Consider the following 23,939-nt stretch of genomic DNA (forward strand, 5'->3'; position numbering starts at 1 on the left):
CGGCCTACAGTGCCGGGATGAGCATGACACCGCCGCCCGGCTGGTACCCCGACCCGAACGCCCCACAGCTGGAGCGCTGGTGGGACGGCAGCGCCTGGACCGAGCACCGGCGCGCGCCCGGGGCGCCCGTACCGTCGGCGGCCCCGGACCGCGCCTTTGGGCGGGCGAAGGCGATCGCGCTGGTCGCCGCCGGCGCCGTGCTGGTCGCGGCGATCGTCACCGGTGCCCTGGTGCTCCGCGCGGACCACGAGGGCGCCGGCTCCACCGAGTCGGACGCCGCGACCACGCCCGCCACGAGCGCTCCGGAGTCCGCTGCGCCGTCCGGCACACCGTCGCCTTCCGGCACCTTCGCCGACGACCCCGCCGTGGTCGTCGACCAGCTCAACGGCATCACGCTGCCGCTGCCCGACGGCTGGGAGCGCCCGCGGTACGTCGCCGACGAGGACGTCGTCATGACCACGGACGGCACCTACGACTGCCCGGCCGGCGTCGGCCTGTGCCGGCACGGCCTGGTCAGCACCCGCACCGCGACCGCCACCGAAGGGACCTCGCCCGAAGCGCTCGCCAAGGAGGACATCCCCGACGCCGCGGACGCCGCCTACGAGGAGAACACCCTCGGGGAGCGGCCCTTCGGCGGCATCGAGTCCCATCGGCTCGTCGCCTCGGGGCAGATCGCCGTCGCGGGCCGCGCCGGGTACTACGTGCGCTGGCGGGTCACCACGGCCAAGGGGTCCGGCGGCTACGTCCAGTCCCTGGCCTTCCCGTCCACTGTCGGCACCGAGGCGCCCGTCGTCGTCCGCTTCGTCTTCGACGCGGGCCCCGACGGGCCTGCGCTGTCCGGCATGGACGAGATCACCCGGGGCATCCGGCCGGTGGGCGACGCGGACACCGGCGGTGGCGTCGGCAGCAGCCTCGGCCCGTCGAGCTGACCCGTCACAGGAAGGTGTGGCCCTCGCCCCGGTAGGTGGGCACGGCCGCCGTCACCGCGTCCCCCTCGACCAGGTGCAGCATCTCGAACCGCTCGCACAGCTCACCGGCCTTGGCGTGCCGGAACCACACCTTGTCGCCGACGAGCAGATCGTCGGCGGGCGCACCGAGCAGCGGCGTCTGCACCTCGCCCGGCCCCTCCTGCGGGTCGTAGCGCAGCCCCTCCGGCAGATACGGCACCGGCAGCCGGTCCGTGCCGGCCACGCCGGAGGCCGGATAGCCCCCGCCGAGGACCGTCACCACCCCGACGCCCGGCCGGCGCACGACCGGCAGCGCGAACAGCGCGGCCGGACGGCCCCTGAACGACGTGTAGTTGTCGAACAGGCGCGGCACATACAGCCCGGAACCGGCCGCGACCTCGGTGACGGCGGCCTCGGCGGCCGTGTGCTGCACGCTGCCCGTGCCACCGCCGTTGACGAACTCCAGGCCGGGCGCCACCGCCCGGACGGCCCGCACCACGGCGGCCCGCCGCTCCGCCAGTTCGCGCCGCGCGCTCGCCTGCATCAGACGGATGCCCCGTGAGCGCAGCGGACGACCGGCGACGGAGTCGCCCACGCCGGCGATATGACCCTCGTACGCCATGATCCCCACGAGCGTGAAACCGGGACGCCGCACCACCGCCCGCGCCAACTCGGCGACCTGGTCGGGGGAGTGCAGCGGCGAACGCAGCGCCCCGACCCGCAGCCGGCCGCCGAACAGCCGCAGCGACGTGTCCAACTCCAGGCAGACACGCACGACTTCGCCGCCGCCGGCGCGGGAGGCATCGATGAGGTCGAGCTGCGCCGGGTCGTCGATCATGACGGTGACGGCGGCGGCCGCCTTGGGGTGGGCGGTCAGCTCGGCGAAACCGGACCGGTCGGCGGACGGGTAGGCGAGCAGCACGTCGTCGAAGCCGGAGCGCGCGAGCCACAGCGACTCGGCCAGCGTGAACGACATGATGCCCTGGAAGCCGTCCCTCGCGAGGACCCGTTCGAGCAGGGCACGGCAGCGCACGGACTTGCTGGCCACGCGGATCGGCTTCCCGCCGGCCCGGCGCACGAGGTCGTCCGCGTTGGCGTCGAACGCGTCCAGGTCCACGATCGCCAGCGGGGCGTCGAGATGGGCGGTGGCCCGGTCGTAACGGGCCCGGTCGGCGGCGCGCGCAGTCATGAACGAAGCCTGCCAGACACGATTACCGCAGGGTAGGGGGACGTTCTGGGCAGATGCCCCGGCGTCGCGGACTGGTTCCCGTTCGCCGTGGAACAACCCGTAGAGTGACGCGCACGCACGACGGAACGCCATCGGCCGCGGTGCCGCGCCGGGATGCCGTTGCCTCCGTGCGGGTATGCGTGCCCGGGACGGACCGCACCGGGCCGAGGTGAGGGGCAGGACCGCCCGCGTACCGAGGAGACGGCCCGGGGACGAGGAAACGGGGGGTGCATGAGCACGGAAGCGCGCCACGCCCCGATTCCCCCGCGGCCAACCCCCACGGACGCCCCCGAGATGCCCCCGGAGACCACCGCGACCAGCGAGAAGACCGAGCAGACCGGTACCACGGACGACGCCGCGAAACCGGCGGCCAACGGCGCGCACACGGCGAAGCCCGCGCGCTCCCTGCCTCCACCGCGCCCCACTTCGCCGCCCGCCGCGCCCCCGGCCACGTCGGACGGCGGGGCGGACAGGACCGGCGTGTCGGCACCGCCGCCGCCAGCCTCGGCCCGCTTCCCGGACACCCCGCCCGCCGCGGGCTTCCGCCCCCGCCGCACCGGGAGTTCAGACCCGGCGCGGACTGGCGGAGCCGACCGGCACCCGGGGCGGTCCCCGCGCCCACCGCACCTCGGGCACCCGCCCGTTGTGCCGCCCCGGCCGTCCGGCCCGCCCGCCACGCCCCCGTCGGAGACCACCGGCCGGCCGCGGGCGACGCCGTCGGAGCCCGGACCCGGCGCGGACCGCGGACCGGGACGGCCTGTGCCACCGTCGCCCCCCGCACGGCCCGGCGCGGCCACCGTGCCGCCGCGGCCCACGGTCCGGCCCGGCTCCACCGCCGTTCCGGGCGGGCCGCAGGTCGGGGCCTGGCGGCCCGATGACTTCCCGGGCGGGCCGCTCCCGGGGCGGACGGAGCCCGCCGCGGCCCCCGATCCGGCGCTGTCGTGGAGCGCGTTCGGGCCGCCCGGAGGTGAGCGGCCCGTCGTGTCGTTCGGACAGCCCGAGGGATACGACGACCGGGCGCGGCCCCGGCCGCTGGGCGTACGGTTGCGCCCCCGCACCGCCGCTGCCGCCGCATGCCTGGTCCTCGGCCTCGGGCTCATCGGCGGTGCCGTGACGGGGAGTTGGCTCACCGGCGACGCCGGGGCCACGGGCGGCACGAGCGGCTTCGCCGCGGCCGGCGCCCTGTGGCACAGCGTGCCGGTGGACGAACTGTTCCCGCCCACCGTCGAGGGCAAGGGCGCCGGACCCGGCGGAGCCGACCGGACCTGGACGCGGATCGCCGTCGCCCCGGACAGCGGCTGCGTGAACGCCTTCGACCCGCTGCTGCGGGGGCTCCTCGACCCGCTCGGCTGCGAACGGCTACTGCGGGCCACCTACACGGACGCCACCCAGAGCCATGTCACCACCGTCGGGCTGCTGTTCGCCAAGGCCGACCCCGCCGCCATGTCCGCCCTGGCCGCCCGCTTCAAGAACGAGCGCCTGGACCGCCGCGCCGATCTGATGCCCCGCCCGTACGCGGCGGCGGACACCGTCGCCGCGGGCTTCGGCGACGAACAGCGCGGCTCCTGGACCATCTCGGTGCTCACCGACGCCCCCGTCGTCGCCTACGCCGTCTCCGGCTGGGCCGACGGCCGCACCGTCGACGCGCCCCAGCCCGCCGCGGACGCCCAGCAGTCCGGCGCCACCACCGCCCCCGCCCAGGCGGGCCTCGGCCAGGAGGCCCAGGGCCTCGCCGACCGCATCGAACGGCGCCTGCGCCAGACCGTCAGCCCGGCCACGGAGAGGCCCTCATGAGGCGAACGAAGGGCGGTCACCGCCCGCGCACGACCGGCATCGCACTGAGCCTGCTGCTCGCCGGCTCACTCGCCCTCCTGCCGTCCACCGTCGCGCACGCCGACGGCATCCGCGCCCAGCAGTGGGGGCTCTCCGCCCTGCACACCGAGGAGGCGTGGCGCATCACCAAGGGCAAGGGCGTCACCGTCGCCGTCCTGGACACCGGAGTCGACGCCGACCACCCCGACCTCGCCGGCAACGTCCTGGACACCAAGGACTTCGTCGGCTTCGGCGCCCAGCCCGGCGACCGCGCCTGGGCCAGACACGGCACCGCCATGGCCGGCATCATCGCGGGCCACGGCCACGGCCCGGGCAACGCCGACGGCGTCCTGGGCATCGCACCCGAGGCCACGATCCAGCCCGTCCGGGTGATCCTGGAGGACGGCGACGCGGCCCGCGCCAAGGCCCGCTCCAGCCGCGGCAACGCCCTCGCCGAGGGCATCCGCTGGGCCGCCGACCACGGTGCCGACGTCATCAACCTCTCGCTCGGCGACGACTCCGACTCGGCGCACCCGGAGCCGAGCGAGGACGAGGCCGTGCAGTACGCCCTGAAGAAGGGCGTGGCCGTCGTCGCCTCCGCCGGGAACGGCGGCGACAAGGGCGACCACATCTCCTACCCGGCGGCCTACCCGGGCGTGATCGCCGCGACCGCCGTCGACCGCTACGGCACCCGCGCCGCCTTCTCCACCCGCCGCTGGTACGCCACGGTCAGCGCGCCCGGCGTCGACGTCGTCATCGCCGACCCGGACCGCAGGTACTACGAGGGCTGGGGGACCAGCGCCGCCGCCGCCTTCGTCTCGGGCGCCGTCGCGCTCGTCAAGGCGGCCCACCCGGGCCTCACCCCGGCCCAGATCAAGCGGCTCCTGGAGGAGACCGCCCGGAACGCGCCGAGCGGCGGCCGTGACGACTCGCGCGGCTTCGGCTTCGTCGACCCCGCCGCCGCGATCAGCGCGGCGGGCCGGCTCGAACCGCAGGGGCTGCGCTCGGCGGCGTACGGCGAGAAGTACTTCGGGCCCGGCCCGGACACCGCCGAGCGGGCCGGGGACACCGCGGACTGGGCGGGTCCCCTCGCGGGCAGCATCGGCGGGGTGCTGCTGGTGGCCGCGGTGGTGCTGTGGCGCGGCCGGCGCGCGACGGAGAGCTGAACCCGGGGACCGTCGGCGCGGAGCCGGACGCCGGGACTACCCGGCCGGGGACGCCGACGAGACCGGCGCCACCGAGGAGCCCGCGGACGCCGAGGCCGACTGCCCGGTGAAAGCCGACAGCGCGGCCCGCGCCGCCGCCTCGACCAGTTCGATGCCGCGCGCCTGGGACGCGGTGCCCTGCGACAGCACGGCCACCAGATACCCGGTGCCGTCCACCGTCACCCGGCCGACGCTGTTCACCACCCACAGTCCGGTCGTGCTGCGCGCCAGCCAGCCGTTCTTCAGGGCCCACCCGGAGCCGTCGGCCACCGCCGAGACCCCCCAGTTCTGATCGGCCTCGATGCTCTCCATCAGCCCCTGGAGATACTCACGCGACGCCTCGCTCAGCTCCGAGTCGTCCCCGAACACCTGCTGGAGCAGGGTGAGTTGATCGGCCGCCGTGGTCCGGGTCAGCCCCCACAGCGGGCCGTCGCCGCCGGTCGTGTCCGTCAGCCCGAAGCGCTCGTTCGCCGCGTCGAGCCCGTCCGCGCCGCCGATGCTCCGCCACAGCGCCGACGCCGAGTCGTTGTCGCTGTTCTCGATCATCTTCGTGGCGTACGCCCGCTCCGCCGCGGTGAGTCGGCGTGCCGCGTCCTGCGCCTGGAGCAGCAGCGCCGCCAGGATGTCGACCTTCACGATGCTCGCCGTGTCGAAGGCCGCGTCGCCGTGGACGGCGCGCTCGCCGGAGTCCAGGTCGAGCACGGCCGCCGACACCTGCGCGCCCGACGGGACGGTCACCGCCGCAAGCGCCGTGCTCAGCAGTGCGTCCCGGTCCACCGTCGGCTCTGTCACCGGCTGCACCGATTCCTCCTCGCCCGCCGGGGCCGAGGAGGCGGCCGACGGCAACGCCGCCGAGGATACGTGCCCGCTGCCGGAGTGCGCCCGCGCCTTCACATACACCGTCCCGCCGGCCGTCATCCCCACGATGGCGAGCGCCACGAGCGCGGTGTGCGCCGGCGGGCGGCGCCGGGACGGCCGGGACCGGTGGCGCCGGCGGGTTCTGGGGGACTCCATGCCGGCGATGCTCGGGGCACGGACTGTGCGGGGCGTTAGACGCGGGTTAGAAGCTCGTCAGCGAAATCTGAGAATCCGGTGAAAGCCGTGACCGTGAGGTTTCGGGGCCCGCACAAGCCCAGCGGCATCCCGCCGATAGGGTCGTCGACCGTGGCGAACAAGAACATTCCCGACCCCGGCTTCTCCGACGACGACGGATCCCCCGATCCCCGGCTGAGCGCGGCGCTCGCCGCCTGGGCCGAGGACCGCACCGCCGTGGGCCCCGTACTGGAGGCGCTCAGGGGAGCCCGGCTGCTCGTCCCGGTCGTGGCCGTCCTCGGCGAGGTGACGGAGGACGAGAAGGGGCTGCGCCGCGAGAAGACCAGCGACATGGCCGTGCCGACCCTGCGGGCCGGATCCCGCACCGCCCTGCCCGCCTTCACGTCCATCGCGTCGCTGGCCCGCTGGGACCCGGCCGCCCGGCCCGTCGCCGTACCCCTGCACCAGGCGCTGCGGGCCGCCGCGCACGAGAAGGCCGACACGGTCGTGCTGGACATGTCAGGTCCGGTGCCCTTCGAACTGACCGGCCCCGCGCTGCTCGCGCTGGCCGAGGGCCGCACGACGACCGACCCGCTCGCCGACCCGGCCGTGCGGGAGGCGGTACGGACCGCGGTGGCCGCCGAGCCCGCCGTGCTGCGCGCGTACCTCGGCGCCGGCGGGGCCGACGGCACCCTCGCCCTCGTCCTCGATCCCTCGGCACGGCCGGCCGAGGCCGTTCACGCCGTCGCGGACCGACTGGCCGCCGCCGAGACACTACGGGCCCGCCTGGTACGAGGCCTCGACCTGGCGGTCCTCCCACCCGGAACCACACCTCCGGGCGAGCCTTTGTACGTACGCGGATGACCGGCTGGGCTGGCCGTCGGTGCGACATTCCCGGCCGGGGCCATGCCCCGGGTGAGGCCTCGTACGTACGCGGATGACCTGCCGGCCTGGTCACGCACGTCGGTGACGTCCCGGCGGACCGGCTTCTCGTCGTGCTGGGCGCGCACTTCGTCGCGTCGCGGGCGGGCTGGCCGTCGAGGGGATACTGCGGGCCCGCCTGGTGCGAGGCCTCGACCTGGCGGTCCCACCACCCGGAACCACACCCCCGGGCGAGCCCTTGTACGTACGCGGATGACCGGCTGGCCGGCTTCTCGCCGTGCTGCGCGCGGGCTGGCCGTCGGTGCGACTTTCCCGGCCGGGGTCACGCCCCGGGTGAGGCCTGCACGTGCGCGGGTGGCCTGCCGGCCTGGTCACGCACGTCGGTGACGTCCCGGCCGGCTTCTCGTCGTGCTGGGCGCGTACTTCGGCACGGCCGGCCGAGGCCGTTCGCGCCGTCACGCGCTGGCGGGCGGCGCCGGGGCGGCCGGGACCGGTGGTGCGAGGCCTCGACCTGGCGGTCCTACTACCCGGAACCACGCCTCCGGGCGAGCCTTTGTACGTACGCGGATGACCGGCTGGCCGGCTCCTCGTCGTGCTGCGCGCGGGCTGGCCGTCGGTGCGACTTTCCCGGCCGGGGTCACGCCCCGGGTGAGGCCTGCACGTGCGCGGGTGGCCTGCCGGCCTGGTCACGCACGTCGGTGACGTCCCGGCCGGCTTCTCGTCGTGCTGGGCGCGTACTTCGTCGCGTCGCGGGCGGGCTGGCCGCCGCCGAGATACTCCGGGCCCGCCTGGTGCACGGCCTCGACCTTGCGGTGCTGCCGCGCGGGACCACGCCTCCGGGCGAGCCCTTGTACGCACGCGGATGACCGGCTGGCCAGCTCCTTGCCGTGCTGGCCGTCGGTGCGACATTCCCGGCCGGGGCCATGCCCCGGGTGAGGCCTCGTGCGTGCGTGGACGGGCCGGCCGTGGCGGCCGCTGGCGGCTAGCCGTAGATCGGGCCTGTGTACTTTTCGCCGGGGCCCTGGCCGGGCTCGTCCGGGACGATCGACGCCTCGCGGAACGCCAGTTGCAGCGACTTCAGGCCGTCGCGCAACGGCGCCGCGTGGAAGGAGCTGATCTCGGTCGCGCTCGCGTCCAGCAGACCGGCGAGGGCGGTCACCAGCTTGCGGGCCTCGTCCAGATCCTTGTACGCGTCGCCCTCCTCGGTCAGCCCGAGCTTCACGGCCGCGGCGCTCATCAGGTTGACGGCGACCGTCACGATCACCTCGACCGCGGGGACCTCGGCGATGTCGCGCGCCATCTCGTCGAAGTCGGGCTGCTCGGCCGAGCCGGAGGGGGAGGACTCACTCATGCGGGACACGATAGGCGCCGCGCGGTCCCCGGCCCCAGTGGGCCTCGGTTCGCCGTTCCGGCACCGAGCTGCTAGCCTGAAGGAACGACCGGCCGGACACGACTGTGCCCGGCCCACAAGTGGAGGCTCCGATCTCCCACCTGACCGCCTCACGGGGCGGCGGGTCTCCGGTCAGGCGGCCACCATCGTTCCGTACGGACGATGGAGTCGCCCGAAAGCGCGCCCCGCGGTCATCGCGATGGTGCTCCGGTAGTGCAAGGAGCCCCGCATGTGATCGTCCGGGGCATTTTTTCTGCTTCGGCGCGGTTAGGTCTCACGAACAGAGACGTTACGCGGCTGTCCGCCAGACCGTCGCGTGGTGCTACCGAGGAGGATCCATCAGCGCCGAGCCCCGCATCAACGACCGGATTCGCGTTCCCGAGGTGCGACTTGTCGGTCCCAGTGGCGAGCAGGTCGGCATCGTGCCGCTCGCGAAGGCACTGGAGCTTGCGCAGGAGTACGACCTGGACCTGGTCGAGGTCGCGGCGAACGCCCGTCCGCCCGTGTGCAAGCTCATGGACTACGGGAAGTTCAAGTACGAGTCGGCCATGAAGGCCCGTGAGGCGCGCAAGAACCAGGCGCACACGGTCATCAAGGAGATGAAGCTCCGGCCGAAGATCGACCCGCACGACTATGACACCAAGAAGGGTCACGTCGTCCGGTTCCTCAAGCAGGGCGACAAGGTCAAGATCACGATCATGTTCCGTGGTCGCGAGCAGTCCCGCCCCGAGCTGGGCTACCGACTGCTGCAGCGGCTCGCGGAGGACGTCCAGGACCTCGGCTTCATCGAGTCCAACCCGAAGCAGGACGGCCGAAACATGATCATGGTTCTCGGTCCGCACAAGAAGAAGACCGAGGCGATGGCCGAGGCCCGTCAGGCGCAGGAGGCCCGCAAGGCCGAGCGTCAGGGTCGCGCCGTGGGGGTCTCCGAGCAGGAGGCGCCCGCCGAGGAGCCTGCCGAGGCGTGACCCCGGGGTCACCGCCCCGGGCAGAAACCGGCGGACCGGACGTACGGACCCCGAGGGACGTACAAGAACTCCGGAAGCCCCGGAGACATACCCGGGACGCACGTCCCAGGACATCAACCGAAACAAGAGCGACGCTCTATCGTGCCCGGTTCTCGCAACCGGGCACCGGAGCGCCACCGACGAGGAGAAACGGCGCTATGCCGAAGAACAAGACGCACAGCGGTGCCAGCAAGCGCTTCAAGATCACCGGCTCGGGCAAGGTGCTCCGTGAGCGCTCCGGCAAGCGCCACCTGCTCGAGCACAAGTCGTCCCGTGTGACGCGTCGCCTCACCGGCAACGCCGAGATGGCCCCGGGCGACGCCAAGAAGATCAAGAAGCTTCTCGGCAAGTGAGCACGCGGGCGCTCGCAGCCGAGCGCCCCGCGCCAGGACCGGGACCCAGCCGTTTCCGGGTCGTGTGAGCACCCCCCACGGCCCCGCTACAAGGAGTTAACAAGTGGCACGCGTCAAGCGGGCAGTCAACGCCCACAAGAAGCGCCGGGCGATCCTCGAGCAGGCCTCCGGCTACCGCGGTCAGCGTTCGCGCCTGTACCGCAAGGCCAAGGAGCAGGTCACCCACTCGCTGGTCTACAACTACAACGACCGCAAGAAGCGCAAGGGCGACTTCCGTCAGCTGTGGATCCAGCGCATCAACGCCGCTGCCCGCGCCAACGGCATCACCTACAACCGCTTCATCCAGGGCCTGAAGGCCGCGAACGTCGAGGTCGACCGCAAGATCCTGGCCGAGCTGGCGGTCAACGACGCGAGCGCGTTCGCCGCCCTCGTCGAGGTCGCGCAGAAGGCGCTGCCGGCGGACGTCAACGCGCCCAAGGCCGCATGACGCTGCGCTGGCTTCAGCCGATGTGAGTGAAGGACCCGCAGGCTCCATGGCTTGCGGGTCCTGTTGTTGGGGCCCACAGCCGTCGTTTCGGCCGCGGGCCGGTGGGGGCTGATCGCGCAGTTCCCCGCGCCCCTGGGGCACTGCGGTGCCGCAGCCCAGGAACGCTGCACGTCGACATTCCCCCGAAGGTGAAGAAGAGGATGCCCCCCGCCGCCCCTGAGTTGATCTCGCCTCGTTCTGGCCGTGTGGCGGCCGCTCGGCGGCTGGCCCGGCGCAACGTCCGGGGGAAGGAGCGGCTGTTCCTCGCCGAGGGGCCGCAGGCCGTGCGGGAGGCGGCGGCGCACCGGACCGGCGCGGGAGCCACGCTCGTCGAGCTGTTCGTCACCGTCGAGGCCGCCGAGCGGTACGCCGACATCGTGGCCGCGGCCCGGGCCGCGGACGCCCGGGTGCACCTCGCCGCCGACGAGGTCATCGCCGACATCTCCACCACCGTCACCCCGCAGGGCCTGGTCGGTGTCTGCCGCTTCCTCGACACCCCCTTCGAGGAGATCCTCGCCTCCCGGCCCGGGCTCGTCGCCGTCCTCGCGCATGTGCGCGACCCCGGCAACGCCGGCACCGTGCTGCGCTGCGCCGACGCGGCCGGCGCCGAGGCCGTCGTGCTCACCGACGCCTCCGTCGATGTCTACAACCCCAAGGCCGTACGGGCCTCCGTCGGCTCCCTGTTCCATCTGCCCGTCGCCGTCGGCGTCCCCGTGGAGCGGGCCGTCGCCGGGCTCAGGGGCGCCGGGGTGCGCGTCCTCGCCGCCGACGGGGCCGGCCCCGACGACCTCGACGACGAACTCGACCGGGGCACCATGGGCGGGCCCACGGCCTGGGTGTTCGGCAACGAGGCCTGGGGGCTGCCCGCGGAGACCCGGGCGCTCGCCGACGCCGTCGTGCGCGTCCCGATCCACGGAAAGGCCGAGAGCCTGAACCTCGCGACCGCCGCGGCCGTATGTCTGTATGCGTCGGCCCGCGCACAGCGTGCCTGCGGAGGGTGCCGCTCCGTCACCGAGAGCTAGTAGGGTTGCCCGCCGGGGCTTCCCCCCAAGCTCTCGGCTTCGCTGGAGCAGCGAGGTGCCCCACGCCGACTGAGAGGTGGAGTGCGGGGATGAGCGTCGGCACGAGCAGTGCGCGGGGAGGGCGGGACGTACGGCGGGTACCCGCGTTCCGGCACGGTGGTCTCGCCGGACTCGGCATCGACCCCGACGAACTGCCCGACGGTCTCGTCGTCGCCGACGAACTCGGCGTCGTCGTCTGCTTCAACGCGGCGGCGGCCCGGATCACCGCCGTACGCCCCGAGGACGCCCTCGGCCGCCGCCTGGAGAAGGCCCTGCCATTAGAGGACCTGGAGGGGCGCCGCTGGTGGCAGCTCACCGATCCCTACGGCGGGCTCGCCATCCGGGTGCGCCAGCCCGAGCGCAATCTGCTGCTGCCCGGCGGCCGGGAGGTCCTGGTCTCGGCGCGCTACGTGCGCGCGGAGCCCACCGGCCCGGTCCGCCGCGTCGTCGTCTCGCTGCGCGACACCGAGGCCAGACGCCGCACCGAGCGCAGCCACGCCGAACTGATCGCCACCGTCGCCCACGAGCTGCGCTCGCCGCTCACCTCCGTGAAGGGCTTCACCGCCACCCTGCTCGCCAAGTGGGAGCGGTTCACCGACGACCAGAAGCGGCTGATGCTGGAGACCGTCGACGCGGACGCCAACCGCGTCACCCGGCTGATCGCCGAACTGCTCGACATCTCCCGCATCGACTCCGGACGCCTGGAGCTGCGCCGCCAGCCCGTCGACATGGGGGCGGCCGTGGGACGGCACATCCAGGCGTACGTCGCAGCCGGGCAGCCCGCCGACCGGTTCCTGCTGCGCATCGAGCAGCCGCTGCCCGCCCTGTGGGCCGACCCCGACAAGGTCGACCAGGTGCTCAGCAACCTCATCGAAAATGCCGTGCGGCACGGCGAGGGAACCGTCACCATTGATGTCACGCCCGCCGCGTCCCCGCGCGAAGGAGAGGACGCCGGCACATCGGTCACGGTGAGTGACGAGGGCGCCGGCATCCCGGAGGAGTCCATGAACCGCGTCTTCACCCGCTTCTGGCGGGGCAGCAAGCGCGGCGGGACCGGCCTGGGACTGTACATCGTCAAGGGCATCGTCGAGGTGCACGGCGGCACCATCACGGTCGGCCGGGCCCCGGGCGGCGGCGCGGAGTTCCGATTTACCCTGCCCGTGGGCACCCCGGCACACCTGCTGTAGACCGCCGGGGACCCGCGGGCGCATGCGTATCCCCCCAGCCCCGTTAGACTCGGCCTTTGGCACCTTTGCGTCCAGATCCGTGGACAGAACGTCCGAGACCGGAGACGGGGCACGTCAGCCAGCCCAATCGGAAGCACGGGAAGAGATGTCCGCACCCAATAAGTCGTACGACCCGGTCGAGGTCGAGACGTTGAAACCGGAAGAGATCGAGCGCATGCGGGACGAGGCGCTCGCCGCCTTCGCCGCCGCGGACTCCCTCGACGCGCTCCACGAGGCCAAGGTCGCCCACACCGGCCCCGCCTCGCCGCTGGCCCTCGCCAACCGCGAGATCGGCGCCCTGCCCCCGCAGGCCAAGGCCGAGGCCGGCAAGCGGGTCGGCCAGGCCCGCGGCGCCGTGAACAAGGCGCTCGGCGGCCGCCAGGGCGAGCTGGAGGCCGAGCGCGACGCCCGCGTCCTGGTCGAGGAGTCGGTCGACGTCACGCTGCCGTACGACCGCGTACCGGCCGGCGCCCGGCACCCGCTGACCACGATGATGGAGCGGGTCTCGGACGTCTTCGTGTCCATGGGCTACGAGATCGCCGAGGGCCCCGAGGCCGAGGCGGAGTGGTTCAACTTCGACGCGCTGAACTTCACCCCGGACCACCCGGCCCGGCAGATGCAGGACACGTTCTTCGTCCAGGGCCCGGCGGGCGACGACGCCGAGTCCGGTGTGATCCTGCGCACCCACACCTCGCCGGTCCAGGTCCGCGCCCTGCTCGACCGTGAGCTGCCCGTCTACATCGTCTGCCCCGGCCGGGTGTACCGCACCGACGAGCTGGACGCCACGCACACCCCGGTCTTCCACCAGATCGAGCTGCTGGCCGTGGACGAGGGCCTGACCATGGCCGACCTCAAGGGGACCCTGGACCACATGGTCCGCTCCCTCTTCGGCGCGGACATGAAGACCCGGCTGCGGCCGAACTACTTCCCCTTCACCGAGCCGTCCGCCGAGATGGACATGCTCTGCTACGTGTGCAAGGGCGAGTCCGTCGGCAACCCCGACCGGCCCTGCCGCACCTGTTCCAGCGAGGGCTGGATCGAGCTGGGCGGCTGCGGCATGGTCAACCCGCGGGTGCTCACCGCCTGCGGTGTCGACCCCGAGAAGTACAGCGGATTCGCCTTCGGGTTCGGCATCGAGCGGATGCTGATGTTCCGCCACAACGTCGAAGACATGCGAGACATGGTCGAGGGTGACGTCCGGTTCACCCGGCCGTTCGGGATGGAGATCTGATGCGGATCCCGCTTTCTTGGCTGCGGGAGTACGTCGACCTGCCGGCGACGGAGACCGGGCGCGACGTCCAGGACAAGCTGATCTCGGTCGGCCTAGAGGTCGAGACCGTCGAGCAGCTCGGCGCCGACCTCAAGGGGCCGCTCGTCGTCGGCCAGGTGCTGACCATCGAGGAGCTGGACGGCTTCAAGAAGCCGATCCGCTTCTGCACCGTCGACGTCGGCCGGGCCAACGGCACCGGCGAGCCCCAGGAGATCGTCTGCGGCGCGCGCAACTTCGAGGTCGGCGACAAGGTCGTCGTGGTCCTCCCGGGCGCCGTGCTGCCCGGCGGCTTCGCGATCTCCGCGCGCAAGACCTACGGCAAGGTCTCGCACGGCATGATCTGCTCCAGCGACGAGCTGGGCATGGGTGACGACGGCTCCAAGGGCATCATCGTGCTGACGCCGGAGCACGAGGTCGGCACGGACGCCATCGAGCTGCTCCAGCTGGTCGACGAGGTCCTCGACATCGCGGTGACGCCCGACCGCGGCTACTGCCTGTCCCTGCGCGGCGTCGCCCGCGAGACGGCGATCGCCTACGGCCTGCCGCTGCGCGACCCCGCGCTGCTCGACGTACCCGGCCCGAACGCCTTCGGGTACCCGGTCCAGGTCGCCGACCCGTTCGGCTGCGACCGGTTCACCGCCCGCACCGTGACCGGCCTCGACCCCGAGGCCCGCTCCCCGATCTGGCTCCGCCGCCGCCTCCAGAAGGCCGGCATGCGCCCGATCTCGCTGGCCGTGGACATCACCAACTACGTGATGCTGGAGCTGGGCCAGCCCCTGCACGCCTACGACCGGGCCCGCGTCCAGGGCACGATCGGCGTGCGCCGGGCCACGGCGGGTGAGAAGCTCACCACCCTCGACGGGGTGACCCGCACCCTCGACGCGGAGGACCTGGTCATCACCGACGACCGCGGTCCGATCGGCCTGGCCGGCGTCATGGGCGGCGCCACCACCGAGATCGACGACACCGACGGCACCACCACCGAGGTCGTCGTCGAGGCCGCCCACTTCGACGCGGTCTCCGTCGCGCGCACCGCCCGCCGGCACAAGCTGTCCTCCGAGGCGTCCCGCCGCTTCGAGCGGGGCGTCGACCCGCGGGCCGCGTCCGCCGCGGCCCAGCGCACGGTCGACCTGCTCGTGCTGCTCGCGGGCGGCACCGCGGACGCCGGTGTCACCGAGGTCATCGCGCCGTCCGCGCCGCGCACCATCACCCTCCCGGCCGCCCACCCGGACCGGGTCGCGGGCGTCGACTACGGCCGGGAGACGGTCGTCCGCCGCCTCCAGGAGATCGGCTGCGACGTGTACGGGCAGGACGAGCTGATCGTCACCGTCCCGTCCTGGCGGTCCGACCTCACCGACCCGAACGACCTGGCGGAGGAGGTCATCCGCCTGGAGGGCTACGAGAACCTGCCCGCCACGCTGCCCAAGCCCCCGGCGGGCCTGGGCCTGACCGAGCGGCAGCGGCTGCACCGCCGGATCGGCCGCGCGCTGGCCGGCGCCGGCTATGTCGAGGCGCTGAACTACCCGTTCATCGGCGAGCAGATCCTCGACCAGCTCAACCTCGCGGCCGACGACCCGAACCGCCGGGTGGTCACGCTGGTCAACCCGCTCTCCGACGAGGAGCCCGCCCTCCGCACGACGCTGCTGCCTGGCCTGCTCGGCGCGCTGCGCCGCAACGACGGCCGCGGCTCGCACGACCTGGCGCTGTTCGAGACCGGGCTGGTCTTCCATCCCCGGGCTGCCGGCTCCGGCGAAGCGGGGGAGACCCCGGCGGCCGCGGAGCCGACGGCCGCCGTCCGGCTGCCCGTCGACCGGCGTCCCACCGACGCGGAGATCGCCGCGCTCACCGAGGCGCTGCCCGAGCAGCCGCGGCACGCCGCCGTCGTCCTCGCGGGCGCCCGCGAGCAGACCGGCTGGTGGGGCACGGGCCGCCCGGCCGACTGGGCGGACGCGGTCGAGGCCGCGCGGCTGCTCGCCCGCGAGACCGGGACCGAACTGCTCGTCCGCAAGGGGCAGTACGGCCCCTGGCACCCCGGCCGCTGCGCCGAACTGGCGGTCGTCGTGGACGGCGCCGAGCAGGTCATCGGGTACGCCGGTGAGTTGCACCCCGGTGTTCTCAAGAAGCTCGGCCTGCCCCCGCGCACCTGTGCGATGGAGCTGAACCTGGACGTCCTGGAGCAGGCGGGTGCCGGACTCGTGACGAGCCCGCGCATCTCGACCTTCCCGGTGGCCACCCAGGACGTGGCCCTGGTCGTCGACGCGGGCGTGCCGAGCGCCGACGTCGAGGCCGCGCTGCGCGAGGGAGCGGGTGAACTCCTCGAGTCCATCCGGCTGTTCGACGTCTACGAGAACGCCGAGCAGCTCGGGGCGGGCCGCAAGTCGCTGGCGTACGCGCTGCGTTTCCGCGCGGCGGACCGGACGCTGACGGTGGACGAGGCCTCGGCCGCCCGGGACGCGGCGGTCAACGTCGCGGGCGAGCGCATGGGGGCGGTGCTGCGGGGATAGGCGCTCCTGCCTGCATAAATGCGGGCAACCCGAAGCGAGATCACTCATTCGGGTGGCAACAGCCGATGATCTGGCCCTTCCGGGCCATGCCGTCGACAGAATCGGACCGGCCTTTCGGGGTCGGTCCGTCCGCGCTGTCAGGGCTTCCATGGGGGCATCGGCATGATCCGTATCAAGGCGCGGGCACCCACGCGGCGGTCCGCGGCCGGGCCGGTGCGGCGCGGTGTGCGCCGCGCCCGCACCCTGGCCCTGCCCACGCTCTGGGGCGGCGCGGCCATCCTGTACAAGCTGGCCTGCCCGCTCGCCCGGCAGAACGGGATCGGCGCGCGGATCGTCACCTGCGCCGTGTTCTTCGCGGTCGGCACCGGCCTCATCGTCCATGTCCGCCAGGCCCTGCTGCGTGAGCTGCGGCAGGCCCGCCGGGTCGCGGGCGCCGCGCAGAGCGTGCTGCTGCGGCCTCCGCCGGCCCGCCTCGACGGCCTCCGTGTCGCCGCCGGTCAGCTCTCCGCCGACCGCGGCGCGGCCATCGGCGGCGATCTGTACGAGGCGATCGCCACCGAGCACGGCGTCCGGGTGGTGATGGGGGACGTGCGCGGCCACGGTCTCGCCGCGCTGGCCACCGTCGCGGCCGTCCTCGGCAGTTTCCGCGAGGCCGTCCACGACGAGCCCGAACTCGGCTGTGTGCTGCACCGGCTGGACAGGGCCCTGGACCGGCATCTGCGCGAGCGGGCCCACGCCGAGCATCCCTGGGCCGGCCAGGATCCCGACACCCCGGTGGCCGAGGAGTTCGTCACGGTGCTCCTCCTGGAGATCCGCCGGGACGGCGAACTCCGCGCGCTCAACTGCGGCCACCCGTGGCCGTATCTGCTCAGCGGCCACGGCGTCGAGCCGCTCACCCGCGCCGAACCCCTGCCGCCGCTCGGCCCGTTCCCGCTGCCGCGCGAGGTGGACCCCGTGGTCTGCGGTCATCTGCTCACCGGCGATTCCCTGGTCCTGTACACGGACGGGGCGGAGGACGCGCGGGACGCGCGGGGCCGCTTCTTCTCGCTGCCGGGAGTCCTCACGGAAGCGGCCCGCGCCGACCCGGTCTCCCCGCAGACGGTCCTGCGCACGGTCCTCACCTCCCTGCTCCGCCACACCGCCGGCACCCCGACGGACGACATCGCCCTGCTGATCCTCCGGAACGAAGGGGGGAGGGCGCAGCGCGGCGCGCCCTCCAAGAGTGCGGGGAACGGCGCCGCCGGCTGCCCGCAACCCGCGGCCGACGACGGGCATGTGACGACGGGTCCCAGGCCGCACGGCCGAGCCGCCGGCCAGGCCACCGCACTGTACGAGGGGGAGGCGGTGGCCCGGCCGGCCTCTTGCGAGGCATTTCAGTCAACCGACTGAACACGCTGCGCGACAGTGCGCGTACCGCCCGGATGCGCGTACTCCGTTCACACCCCGTGTGAACCCGTACGCACTACGCTGACGACACCAGGCCACCCGGGGGGCATCCATGCAGCCCAACACTCTGCTCGACGCGATCCTGGACGAGGCCGGCATCTCGCACGCCGGTCTTGCCGCCCATGTCAATCAGACGGGCCGGGCGCGGGGCCTCGCGCTCCGTTATGAACACACCGCCGTCGCCCGGTGGTTGAAAGGCCAGCGGCCCCGCGGCCAGGTGCCCGACCTGATCTGCGAGGTGCTCGCCGCCCGGCTGCACCGGCCCGTCACGCTCGACGACATCGGCCTCGGTGTCCCGGGCGAGCCCGCCACTGCGCACGGCACCTCGCTGTCCGGCTTCGTCGAGCGCGCCACCGCGCTGTGGCGCTCCGACGAGCAGCAGCGCCCGCATGTGCTCGGCGCGCCCGCCGTCACCGGCACGCCGGCCGTGATGCCCGTGTGGGAGTGGGAGAACCCGCCCGAGGACGTGGACGTCTCGCGTGGCGGCAGCCACCGGGTCACCTCGGGCGACATCGAGATGCTGCGTGTCGCCCGCGCGCACTACGAGCAGATGTACCGCAAGGCCGGCGGCATCGCGACCCGCACCCGTGTCGTCGGCTTCCTGAACGCCGAGGCGGCCCCGCTGCTGCGGGGCGGCTACGCCGACGCCACCGGCCGTCAAGTGCACCGGGCCACCGGCGGGTTGGTGGCGATCGCGGGCATCTGCGCCTACGACTCCGACGCGCACGGACTCGCCCAGCGCTACTTCCACCAGGCGCTCAGGCTGGCGAAGGCCAGCGGGGACCGGGGACTCGGGGCGTATGTCATCGCGCTGCTGGTCAACCAGGCGCTGTTCACGCGGGAGTACCGGCAGGCGGTCGCCTTCGCCGAGGCCGCGCTGCGCGCCGCGGGCAAGCACATCACCCCGGCCCTCGCCTCGGATCTGTACGCGATGCAGGCCAAGGCGTACGCCCACCTCGGCGACGGCACGAGCGCCCTGTCCTGCATCCGGCGGGCCGAGACGGCCGCCGAACGCATCCGCCGCGGATACGAACCCGACGAGACCGGCTATGTCCAGCCGGGGCTCGTCAATGTCCAGGTGGCCGAGGCGCTGCTCAGCCTGGGCGAGTTGGCGGCGGCCCGGGAGCACGCCGCGGCGGCCGTGGGCAACCCGGCCCACGACCGGGGCCGGGTGCACCGGCTGGCCATGCTCAGCACCATCGAACTCCGTCAGGGCAACGCGGACACCGCGGTGGCCACGGCGGTGCAGATGGCCGAGCAGGCCCGCGGCATGGAGTCCCAGCGGCTGCGCGACCGACTGCGCGCGGTGCGCGAGCACCTGGCGCGCAGCGGCTGCGCCGGAACCGCCGAGGCCGCCGAACTCATCGACGGGGCGCTGCGCGTCCCGTTGTAGGCCAGTCCAAGCCACTGCTGCGATATTGCCACCTACTCGGCGGAAGGTGGCAGAACCGTGCAGTGGACGAAACAGAACGAACAAACTGTGTATGCAAATCGCTGGTTCAGCGTCAATCTCGCAGATGTCGAGCTGCCGGACGGCCGGCACCTGGACCACTTTCTGATCCGGCTGCGGCCCGTGGCCGTGGCGACGGTGGTGAACGAGGCCAACGAGGTACTCCTGCTGTGGCGCCACCGGTTCATCACGGACAGCTGGGGGTGGGAACTCGCGGCGGGCGTCGTGGAGGACGGCGAGGACATCGCCCGCGCGGCTGCCAGGGAACTGGAGGAGGAGACCGGCTGGCGGCCGGGACCCCTGCACCATCTCATGAGCGTGGAGCCGTCCAACGGCCTCACCGACGCGCGCCATCACATCTACTGGGCCGACGAGGGCGAGTACATCGGACACCCCGTGGACGACTTCGAGTCGGACCGGCGGGAATGGGTCCCCCTCAAGCTCGTCCCCGACATGGTCGCCCGCGGCGAGGTCCCGGCCGCCAACATGGCCGCCGCGTTACTCCTGCTGCACCACCTCAGGCTCGCGGGCTAGGCGCTCCGCCGCTCAGCGGGCCAGCACCTGCCAGACCGTCACGACGAGCGCTCCCAGGGAGATGAGCGCGGCGACCGAGGGCAGCGGCCAGCGCGCGTGTTCCAGCGAGGTCATACGGGTGTTCAGTTCGTCCAGCTCCTTGGCGGTCTCCTTGGTGCGATGACTGAGCAACGCCAGACCTCCCTCGACACGGGCGTAGGCCACGTCGAGGCGGCGCCGTAACTCTGCGAGTTCTCCAGGGACCACGGGATGCTTCGGATCGGCGGTCACGGGTCCACTCCTTTCCGTAGTCGAACGTGGGGGTTGCACATCCTTTGCATGCGCATGAGGAGTCAACTCGCCTGGTGGGCACGTGGGGAGCGTGTGCGACGGGCATATGCGGGTCCGGTGCGCACACGGTGTGTGAAACGGACGGGCCCGGCACCGCATCCGGTGCCGGGCCCGTGTCATGTCGCTCCGGGTAATCAGCCGGATGAGCTCCAGCTCTGCCCACAGCCGTCGCGGGCCGCTCTCGTGCACGACCGGGGAGTCGAGGTGGGCGTAGTCGCCGCCGTCGGGGGTCTTGTCCGCGGTGAGGATCAGCCCGGTGCCGGCGATCGTGGTCACGAGCCGGCCACCCGGCCGCAGTGCCCGCAACTAGGAGGCCAGGACGGGCCGCACGGACACGGTGGACACGATCCGGTCGTACTCGCCGGGCAGCGGCCCCGAGCTGGAGTGTGGTTCAGCTGCTGGCGGTCAGGGTCCGCAGTCGGTCCAAGGTCTCGTGGATGACTTCTTGCAAGCCTTGCTCCTCGGTGGTGCCGACCCATCGCGAGAAGGCGACGCGGAACACGACAATGCTCGTCTCGGCGGCCAGACTGGCCTCGAAGTCGCCGATGCCTCGCTGTCGCAACCTGTCGGCCAGGGCGGCCGACATGGATGCGAGCTTGATCAACTCGCGTTCGCGGAGATCGGCGTTGGCCATGATCACGCTCTGCCGCATCCGCGCGAGCTCACGGTCGCCTATGTCCGCCACCATCGTCTGCTCGAAACCGCGCTCCAGATAAGCGCATCCAGTACCGTACGGCGGTCCGGAGGTCATGCGGCTGGAGGAGTTCGAGCCGGCTCGTCCGCGTTCCGGCGAGGTGCTGGTCCGCGTGCGGGCCGCGGCGGCCAATCCGATGGACGGGGGGATCCGTAGCGGGCCATGAAGGTGGTGACGGGGCGGACGTTCCCGCGCGGGTTGGGCCACGACTTCGCGGGCGTCGTCGAGGCTGTCGGCCCGGGCGTCTCCCGCCTCGTCGTCGGCGACGAAGTGCTCGGCGAGGCATCGATCAAGGCGTCGGGTGCCTTCGCCGAGATGGTCCTCGCCGAGGAGAAGGGGGTTGTGAAGAAGCCCTCGAACCTCTCCTACGAGGAGGCCGCCGCCCTCCCGACCGTGGGGCTCACCGCCTTTCAGGCCATGGCCAAGAAGGGGAAGCTGCAATCCGGACAAGTCGTTTTCATCCACGGGTGCCTTGGCGGAGTGGGCCGATCCGCCGTTCAGATCGCCTTGGCGCGTGGTGCCTCGGTGGGAGGCAGCTGCCGCGCTACCGCTGCGCAGGACGCTCACGACCTCGGTATCGACCCGATCGTCGAGTTCGACTTCGACCCGACGGTGCTCAGCAGGCGATTCGACCTCGTCCTCGACACTGCCGACACGCTCCCGATCGATGCAGCGAAGAAGATGCTGAAGCCGGGCGGACGCATCATCAGCATTCACCCCACACCCGCGAACATCGCGAGGAGTGCGCTGCCGGGCCCGTGCAGCGTCTTGATCGCGAGGCCCGTGACGGGGGACCTGGAGGAGGTCGCGCGCGCCGCTGGACGGGGCACACTGCGCGTGCCGATCGTCCGCACGGTGCCACTCACGGAAGCAATCGCTGCACTCACAGAGCACGAACGCAACGGCACGCCCAAGGGCGGCAAGCTCATCATCACGACCGAATGACCGCGCGGGCGCTGTTGCGGCGGTGGTGTGCGCTGCGGGCATTGGCGGGGTCGAGGAGGTCGCCGCCGCGGGAGAGCGGGGCGGCGTGGTGGAGGGGGAAGGCGTCGCGGTGGCGTTGTGCGGCACGGCCGGTGAAGTCGTAGCGGATGGGCTGGCCGCACCACCAGCAGGGCAGGAGCAGGGCGAGCTGGGCGGCGAGAGCGTTGAACGCAGTGACGTACTGGTTGGCGGCACGCAAGGTGGTGTCGTCATGAGATCTGTTGTGTCCGGGCATGCCGGCAGCAGGATGCCCGTGGCCATGAGTGATCATTTCTGTCCTCTACGCAGAACGATCAAGCAGGAGCCACGGGCTTGCTCAGCGATGCGACGTTGCTGCTCGGCCTCGACGGGTGTCGGTCGTTCGGGCCGAGCAGCTGGCCGACGTCAGCCGGGGCTGGTACCTGACATCATGCCCAGGCCGAGATCTGCGGTTCCGTCGGTGCCGGTCGACCACAGGCTGCCGGTGTTGGCCTGGAACAGGACTTGATACCAACTATTGATGGGGAGGCGGATGCCACCCTGGATGTGGGGGCTGGTACCTGGCATCATGCCCAGGCCGAGGTCTGCGGTTCCGTCACGGCCGGTCACCCACAGGTTTCCGGTGTTGGCCTGGAACGCCACCTGGTAACCATTCAAGACCCTGGCGATGCTGGGGCTGGTGCCTGGCATCATGCCCAGGCCGGAGTCACGGGTTCCGTAAGTGCCGGTCGTCCACAGGGTGCCGGTGTTGGCCTGGAACGCGATCTCAGTGTTGGAGATGCTGGGGCTGGTACCTGGCGCCATCCCCAGGCCGAGGTCTGCGGTTCCGCGACTGCCGGCCGTCCACAGGCTGCCGGTGTTGGCCTGGAACGCCACCTGAAAACCGCCCTCGACGGACGTGATGTCGGGGCTGGTGCCACGCATCATGCCCAGGCCCCAGTCTCCGGTTCCGGCACTTCCGGCCACCCACAGGGTGCCGGTGTTGGCCTGGAACGCGATCTGATAGCCGCCGCTGGCGAGGGCCGTGATGCTGGGGCTGGTGCCTGGCATCATGCCCAGGCCGAGGTCTGCGGTTCCGTAATGGCCGACCGTCCACAGGGTGCCGGTGTTGGCCTGAAATGCGACCTGATAACCACCACCATTACCGGCGGCGATGATGCTGGGGCTGGTGCCCTTCATCATGCCCAGGCCGGTGTCGTAGGTGTTTCCGGCTCCGTCGGTCACCCACAGGGTGCCGGTGTTGGCCTGGAACGCCTTCGGCCGACCGTCAATATTCTTCGCAGACCTGGGCTCGCTGGGAGCGGTCGGTTTGGCCATGCCTGAGGCCTTGTGCGACTTGATGTGCGTGCCTGCCGGGGCGCTCGCCGACGCCGCCAGGGCAGGGGGCGCCACGGCCGCAGCCATTGCCATCAGTAACATCAGGACGATCGACCGCGCGGCACTGCGCAGCGCGTCAGGCGGTATCCGTCTCATGATCCATCTCCTGGGGTGTCTTCACCGTCCCCCCTGCTCAAGAGCCGGCATCCGATGACAGTGCTGCCTGCAATGGCGATCGAGAGCAGTCGATCCGATGGACGCCATTGATGCACCACCCACAAAGAGCCGCCCAGCCCCCTTTGTGTGATGAACAGGTAATCCGAACGAATGGTGCCTGCCTGGGCTGACGCCGCAATCACGGGCAGGCGCAGCGGGCCCCGACGTGACCGGGAATTGCGGGGCAGGGCCGGTTCCTGGCGCTCGGCTACGCGGTTTGGGTGCCGGTGAGGCGGCGGCGTACTGGTGGAGTGTCTGTATTGGATCGGTGCGCAATTCCTTCGCCAGTCGGGCTCGATGCGAGTGCCTGAACGGTGACTGTGGCGACTGCGAGAGGAGCAGAGCAGCGATGCCATCGCCTCCGATGAAAACCTTTGCGCGGGTCGCCGTCCGGATGATGAGGTGGCACGGTGATCAACCACGATGAGTGGGCGGCTGTCCGACCGCTGACCCTGGCTTGGGTGGGCCGACACCTGGAGGTCGGCGAACGGACCGTCAGAACCGAGGCGTAGGCCCGCAGCCTGCCGGTTGCCGTCTTCGCTCCAT

22 protein-coding genes and 3 pseudogenes are annotated in these 23,939 nt (G+C 72.4%); 17 read left to right on the forward strand and 8 right to left on the reverse strand.

Annotated features, from left to right (window positions below):
* Nucleotides 1-23: 23 nt before the first annotated feature.
* Complete coding sequence (locus CTZ28_RS06495) at nucleotides 24-929, forward strand: DUF2510 domain-containing protein (protein ID WP_121888277.1); 906 nt, start codon at nucleotides 24-26, stop codon at nucleotides 927-929.
* A 4-nt stretch (nucleotides 930-933) separates the two neighbouring features.
* On the opposite strand, the gene CTZ28_RS06500 is transcribed toward CTZ28_RS06495, so the two are convergent.
* Nucleotides 934-2,136, reverse strand: a complete 1,203-nt coding sequence (locus tag CTZ28_RS06500; protein ID WP_121888278.1) for an amino acid deaminase/aldolase — start codon at nucleotides 2,134-2,136, stop codon at nucleotides 934-936.
* Nucleotides 2,137-3,156: 1,020 nt separating this feature from the next.
* Between CTZ28_RS06500 and CTZ28_RS06505 the strand changes: the two genes are divergently transcribed.
* The gene (locus CTZ28_RS06505; protein ID WP_121888503.1) at nucleotides 3,157-3,969 is read left to right on the forward strand and encodes a hypothetical protein; all 813 of its coding nucleotides are present in this window, start codon (nucleotides 3,157-3,159) and stop codon (nucleotides 3,967-3,969) included.
* Nucleotides 3,966-5,153, forward strand: coding sequence for a type VII secretion-associated serine protease mycosin (gene mycP / locus CTZ28_RS06510; RefSeq protein ID WP_121888279.1), 1,188 nt, complete (start codon nucleotides 3,966-3,968; stop codon nucleotides 5,151-5,153). The genes CTZ28_RS06505 and mycP overlap by 4 nt, the downstream gene beginning before the upstream one ends.
* 36 nt (nucleotides 5,154-5,189) lie before the next feature.
* Here the strand turns inward: mycP and CTZ28_RS06515 are convergent, their stop codons facing one another.
* Nucleotides 5,190-6,206, reverse strand: coding sequence for a serine hydrolase (locus tag CTZ28_RS06515; protein WP_121888280.1), 1,017 nt, complete (start codon nucleotides 6,204-6,206; stop codon nucleotides 5,190-5,192).
* Between the two features lie 150 nt (nucleotides 6,207-6,356).
* Here CTZ28_RS06515 and CTZ28_RS06520 point away from each other — a divergent pair, with 150 nt between their 5' ends.
* The 3 genes and pseudogenes from CTZ28_RS06520 to CTZ28_RS48065 form a co-directional block, all read left to right on the forward strand.
* Nucleotides 6,357-7,088 carry an SseB family protein gene (locus CTZ28_RS06520; protein ID WP_121888281.1) on the forward strand — a complete coding sequence of 244 codons (732 nt, stop codon included), beginning with the start codon at nucleotides 6,357-6,359 and terminating at the stop codon, nucleotides 7,086-7,088.
* Between the two features lie 139 nt (nucleotides 7,089-7,227).
* Nucleotides 7,228-7,362: pseudogene (locus CTZ28_RS48060) on the forward strand (SseB family protein); the annotation flags it as partial.
* Nucleotides 7,363-7,837: 475 nt separating this feature from the next.
* A pseudogene (locus CTZ28_RS48065) lies at nucleotides 7,838-7,972 on the forward strand (SseB family protein); the annotation flags it as partial.
* A 116-nt stretch (nucleotides 7,973-8,088) separates the two neighbouring features.
* Here the strand turns inward: CTZ28_RS48065 and CTZ28_RS06540 are convergent.
* Nucleotides 8,089-8,457 (reverse strand): DUF1844 domain-containing protein, encoded by a 369-nt coding sequence (locus CTZ28_RS06540; protein WP_121888504.1) that lies wholly within the window; start codon nucleotides 8,455-8,457, stop codon nucleotides 8,089-8,091.
* Between the two features lie 377 nt (nucleotides 8,458-8,834).
* Here CTZ28_RS06540 and infC point away from each other — a divergent pair, with 377 nt between their 5' ends.
* The 10 genes from infC (at nucleotide 8,835) to CTZ28_RS06595 (ending at nucleotide 19,873) form a co-directional block, all read left to right on the forward strand.
* Complete coding sequence (gene infC / locus CTZ28_RS06550) at nucleotides 8,835-9,464, forward strand: translation initiation factor IF-3 (RefSeq protein WP_121888282.1); 630 nt, start codon at nucleotides 8,835-8,837, stop codon at nucleotides 9,462-9,464.
* 197 nt (nucleotides 9,465-9,661) lie between these two features.
* Complete coding sequence (gene rpmI, locus CTZ28_RS06555) at nucleotides 9,662-9,856, forward strand: 50S ribosomal protein L35 (RefSeq protein WP_121888283.1); 195 nt, start codon at nucleotides 9,662-9,664, stop codon at nucleotides 9,854-9,856.
* Nucleotides 9,857-9,959: 103 nt separating this feature from the next.
* Complete coding sequence (rplT, locus tag CTZ28_RS06560; protein ID WP_067134332.1) at nucleotides 9,960-10,343, forward strand: 50S ribosomal protein L20; 384 nt, start codon at nucleotides 9,960-9,962, stop codon at nucleotides 10,341-10,343.
* Between the two features lie 200 nt (nucleotides 10,344-10,543).
* Nucleotides 10,544-11,404 carry a TrmH family RNA methyltransferase gene (locus CTZ28_RS06565; RefSeq protein WP_121888284.1) on the forward strand — a complete coding sequence of 287 codons (861 nt, stop codon included), beginning with the start codon at nucleotides 10,544-10,546 and terminating at the stop codon, nucleotides 11,402-11,404.
* 89 nt (nucleotides 11,405-11,493) lie between these two features.
* Nucleotides 11,494-12,630 carry a sensor histidine kinase gene (locus CTZ28_RS06570; RefSeq protein WP_121888285.1) on the forward strand — a complete coding sequence of 379 codons (1,137 nt, stop codon included), beginning with the start codon at nucleotides 11,494-11,496 and terminating at the stop codon, nucleotides 12,628-12,630.
* 145 nt (nucleotides 12,631-12,775) lie between these two features.
* Nucleotides 12,776-13,900, forward strand: coding sequence for a phenylalanine--tRNA ligase subunit alpha (pheS, locus tag CTZ28_RS06575; RefSeq protein ID WP_121888286.1), 1,125 nt, complete (start codon nucleotides 12,776-12,778; stop codon nucleotides 13,898-13,900).
* Nucleotides 13,900-16,443, forward strand: a complete 2,544-nt coding sequence (gene pheT / locus CTZ28_RS06580; protein WP_121888287.1) for a phenylalanine--tRNA ligase subunit beta — start codon at nucleotides 13,900-13,902, stop codon at nucleotides 16,441-16,443. Before pheS ends, pheT begins: the two co-directional genes overlap by 1 nt.
* 162 nt (nucleotides 16,444-16,605) lie before the next feature.
* Nucleotides 16,606-17,832 carry a PP2C family protein-serine/threonine phosphatase gene (locus CTZ28_RS06585; protein ID WP_259471489.1) on the forward strand — a complete coding sequence of 409 codons (1,227 nt, stop codon included), beginning with the start codon at nucleotides 16,606-16,608 and terminating at the stop codon, nucleotides 17,830-17,832.
* 109 nt (nucleotides 17,833-17,941) lie between these two features.
* The gene (locus tag CTZ28_RS06590) at nucleotides 17,942-19,282 is read left to right on the forward strand and encodes an NsdA family TPR-like regulatory protein (RefSeq protein WP_121888288.1); all 1,341 of its coding nucleotides are present in this window, start codon (nucleotides 17,942-17,944) and stop codon (nucleotides 19,280-19,282) included.
* 57 nt (nucleotides 19,283-19,339) lie between these two features.
* Nucleotides 19,340-19,873, forward strand: coding sequence for an NUDIX hydrolase (locus CTZ28_RS06595; protein WP_121888289.1), 534 nt, complete (start codon nucleotides 19,340-19,342; stop codon nucleotides 19,871-19,873).
* 12 nt (nucleotides 19,874-19,885) lie between these two features.
* Here the strand turns inward: CTZ28_RS06595 and CTZ28_RS06600 are convergent, their stop codons facing one another.
* The 3 genes and pseudogenes from CTZ28_RS06600 to CTZ28_RS06610 all read right to left on the reverse strand — a co-directional run bounded on the left by CTZ28_RS06600 (nucleotide 19,886) and on the right by CTZ28_RS06610 (nucleotide 20,954).
* Entirely contained in the window at nucleotides 19,886-20,143 is a 258-nt protein-coding gene (locus CTZ28_RS06600) for a hypothetical protein (RefSeq protein ID WP_121888505.1), read from the reverse strand.
* Nucleotides 20,144-20,419: 276 nt separating this feature from the next.
* Nucleotides 20,420-20,581, reverse strand: a pseudogene (locus CTZ28_RS48070) (protein-L-isoaspartate(D-aspartate) O-methyltransferase); the annotation flags it as partial.
* 13 nt (nucleotides 20,582-20,594) lie between these two features.
* The gene (locus CTZ28_RS06610; protein WP_121888290.1) at nucleotides 20,595-20,954 is read right to left on the reverse strand and encodes a hypothetical protein; all 360 of its coding nucleotides are present in this window, start codon (nucleotides 20,952-20,954) and stop codon (nucleotides 20,595-20,597) included.
* A 105-nt stretch (nucleotides 20,955-21,059) separates the two neighbouring features.
* Between CTZ28_RS06610 and CTZ28_RS06615 the strand changes: the two genes are divergently transcribed.
* Complete coding sequence (locus CTZ28_RS06615) at nucleotides 21,060-21,842, forward strand: NADP-dependent oxidoreductase (protein ID WP_259471490.1); 783 nt, start codon at nucleotides 21,060-21,062, stop codon at nucleotides 21,840-21,842.
* Here CTZ28_RS06615 and CTZ28_RS06620 read toward each other — a convergent pair.
* Nucleotides 21,829-22,116, reverse strand: coding sequence for a hypothetical protein (locus CTZ28_RS06620; RefSeq protein WP_259471491.1), 288 nt, complete (start codon nucleotides 22,114-22,116; stop codon nucleotides 21,829-21,831). The genes CTZ28_RS06615 and CTZ28_RS06620 overlap by 14 nt on opposite strands.
* A 149-nt stretch (nucleotides 22,117-22,265) precedes the next feature.
* The gene (locus CTZ28_RS06625; RefSeq protein ID WP_147481113.1) at nucleotides 22,266-23,333 is read right to left on the reverse strand and encodes a hypothetical protein; all 1,068 of its coding nucleotides are present in this window, start codon (nucleotides 23,331-23,333) and stop codon (nucleotides 22,266-22,268) included.
* Nucleotides 23,334-23,939 lie beyond the last annotated feature (606 nt).

Source organism: Streptomyces shenzhenensis (genome assembly GCF_003688995.1).
Classification (GTDB): domain Bacteria; phylum Actinomycetota; class Actinomycetes; order Streptomycetales; family Streptomycetaceae; genus Streptomyces; species Streptomyces shenzhenensis_A.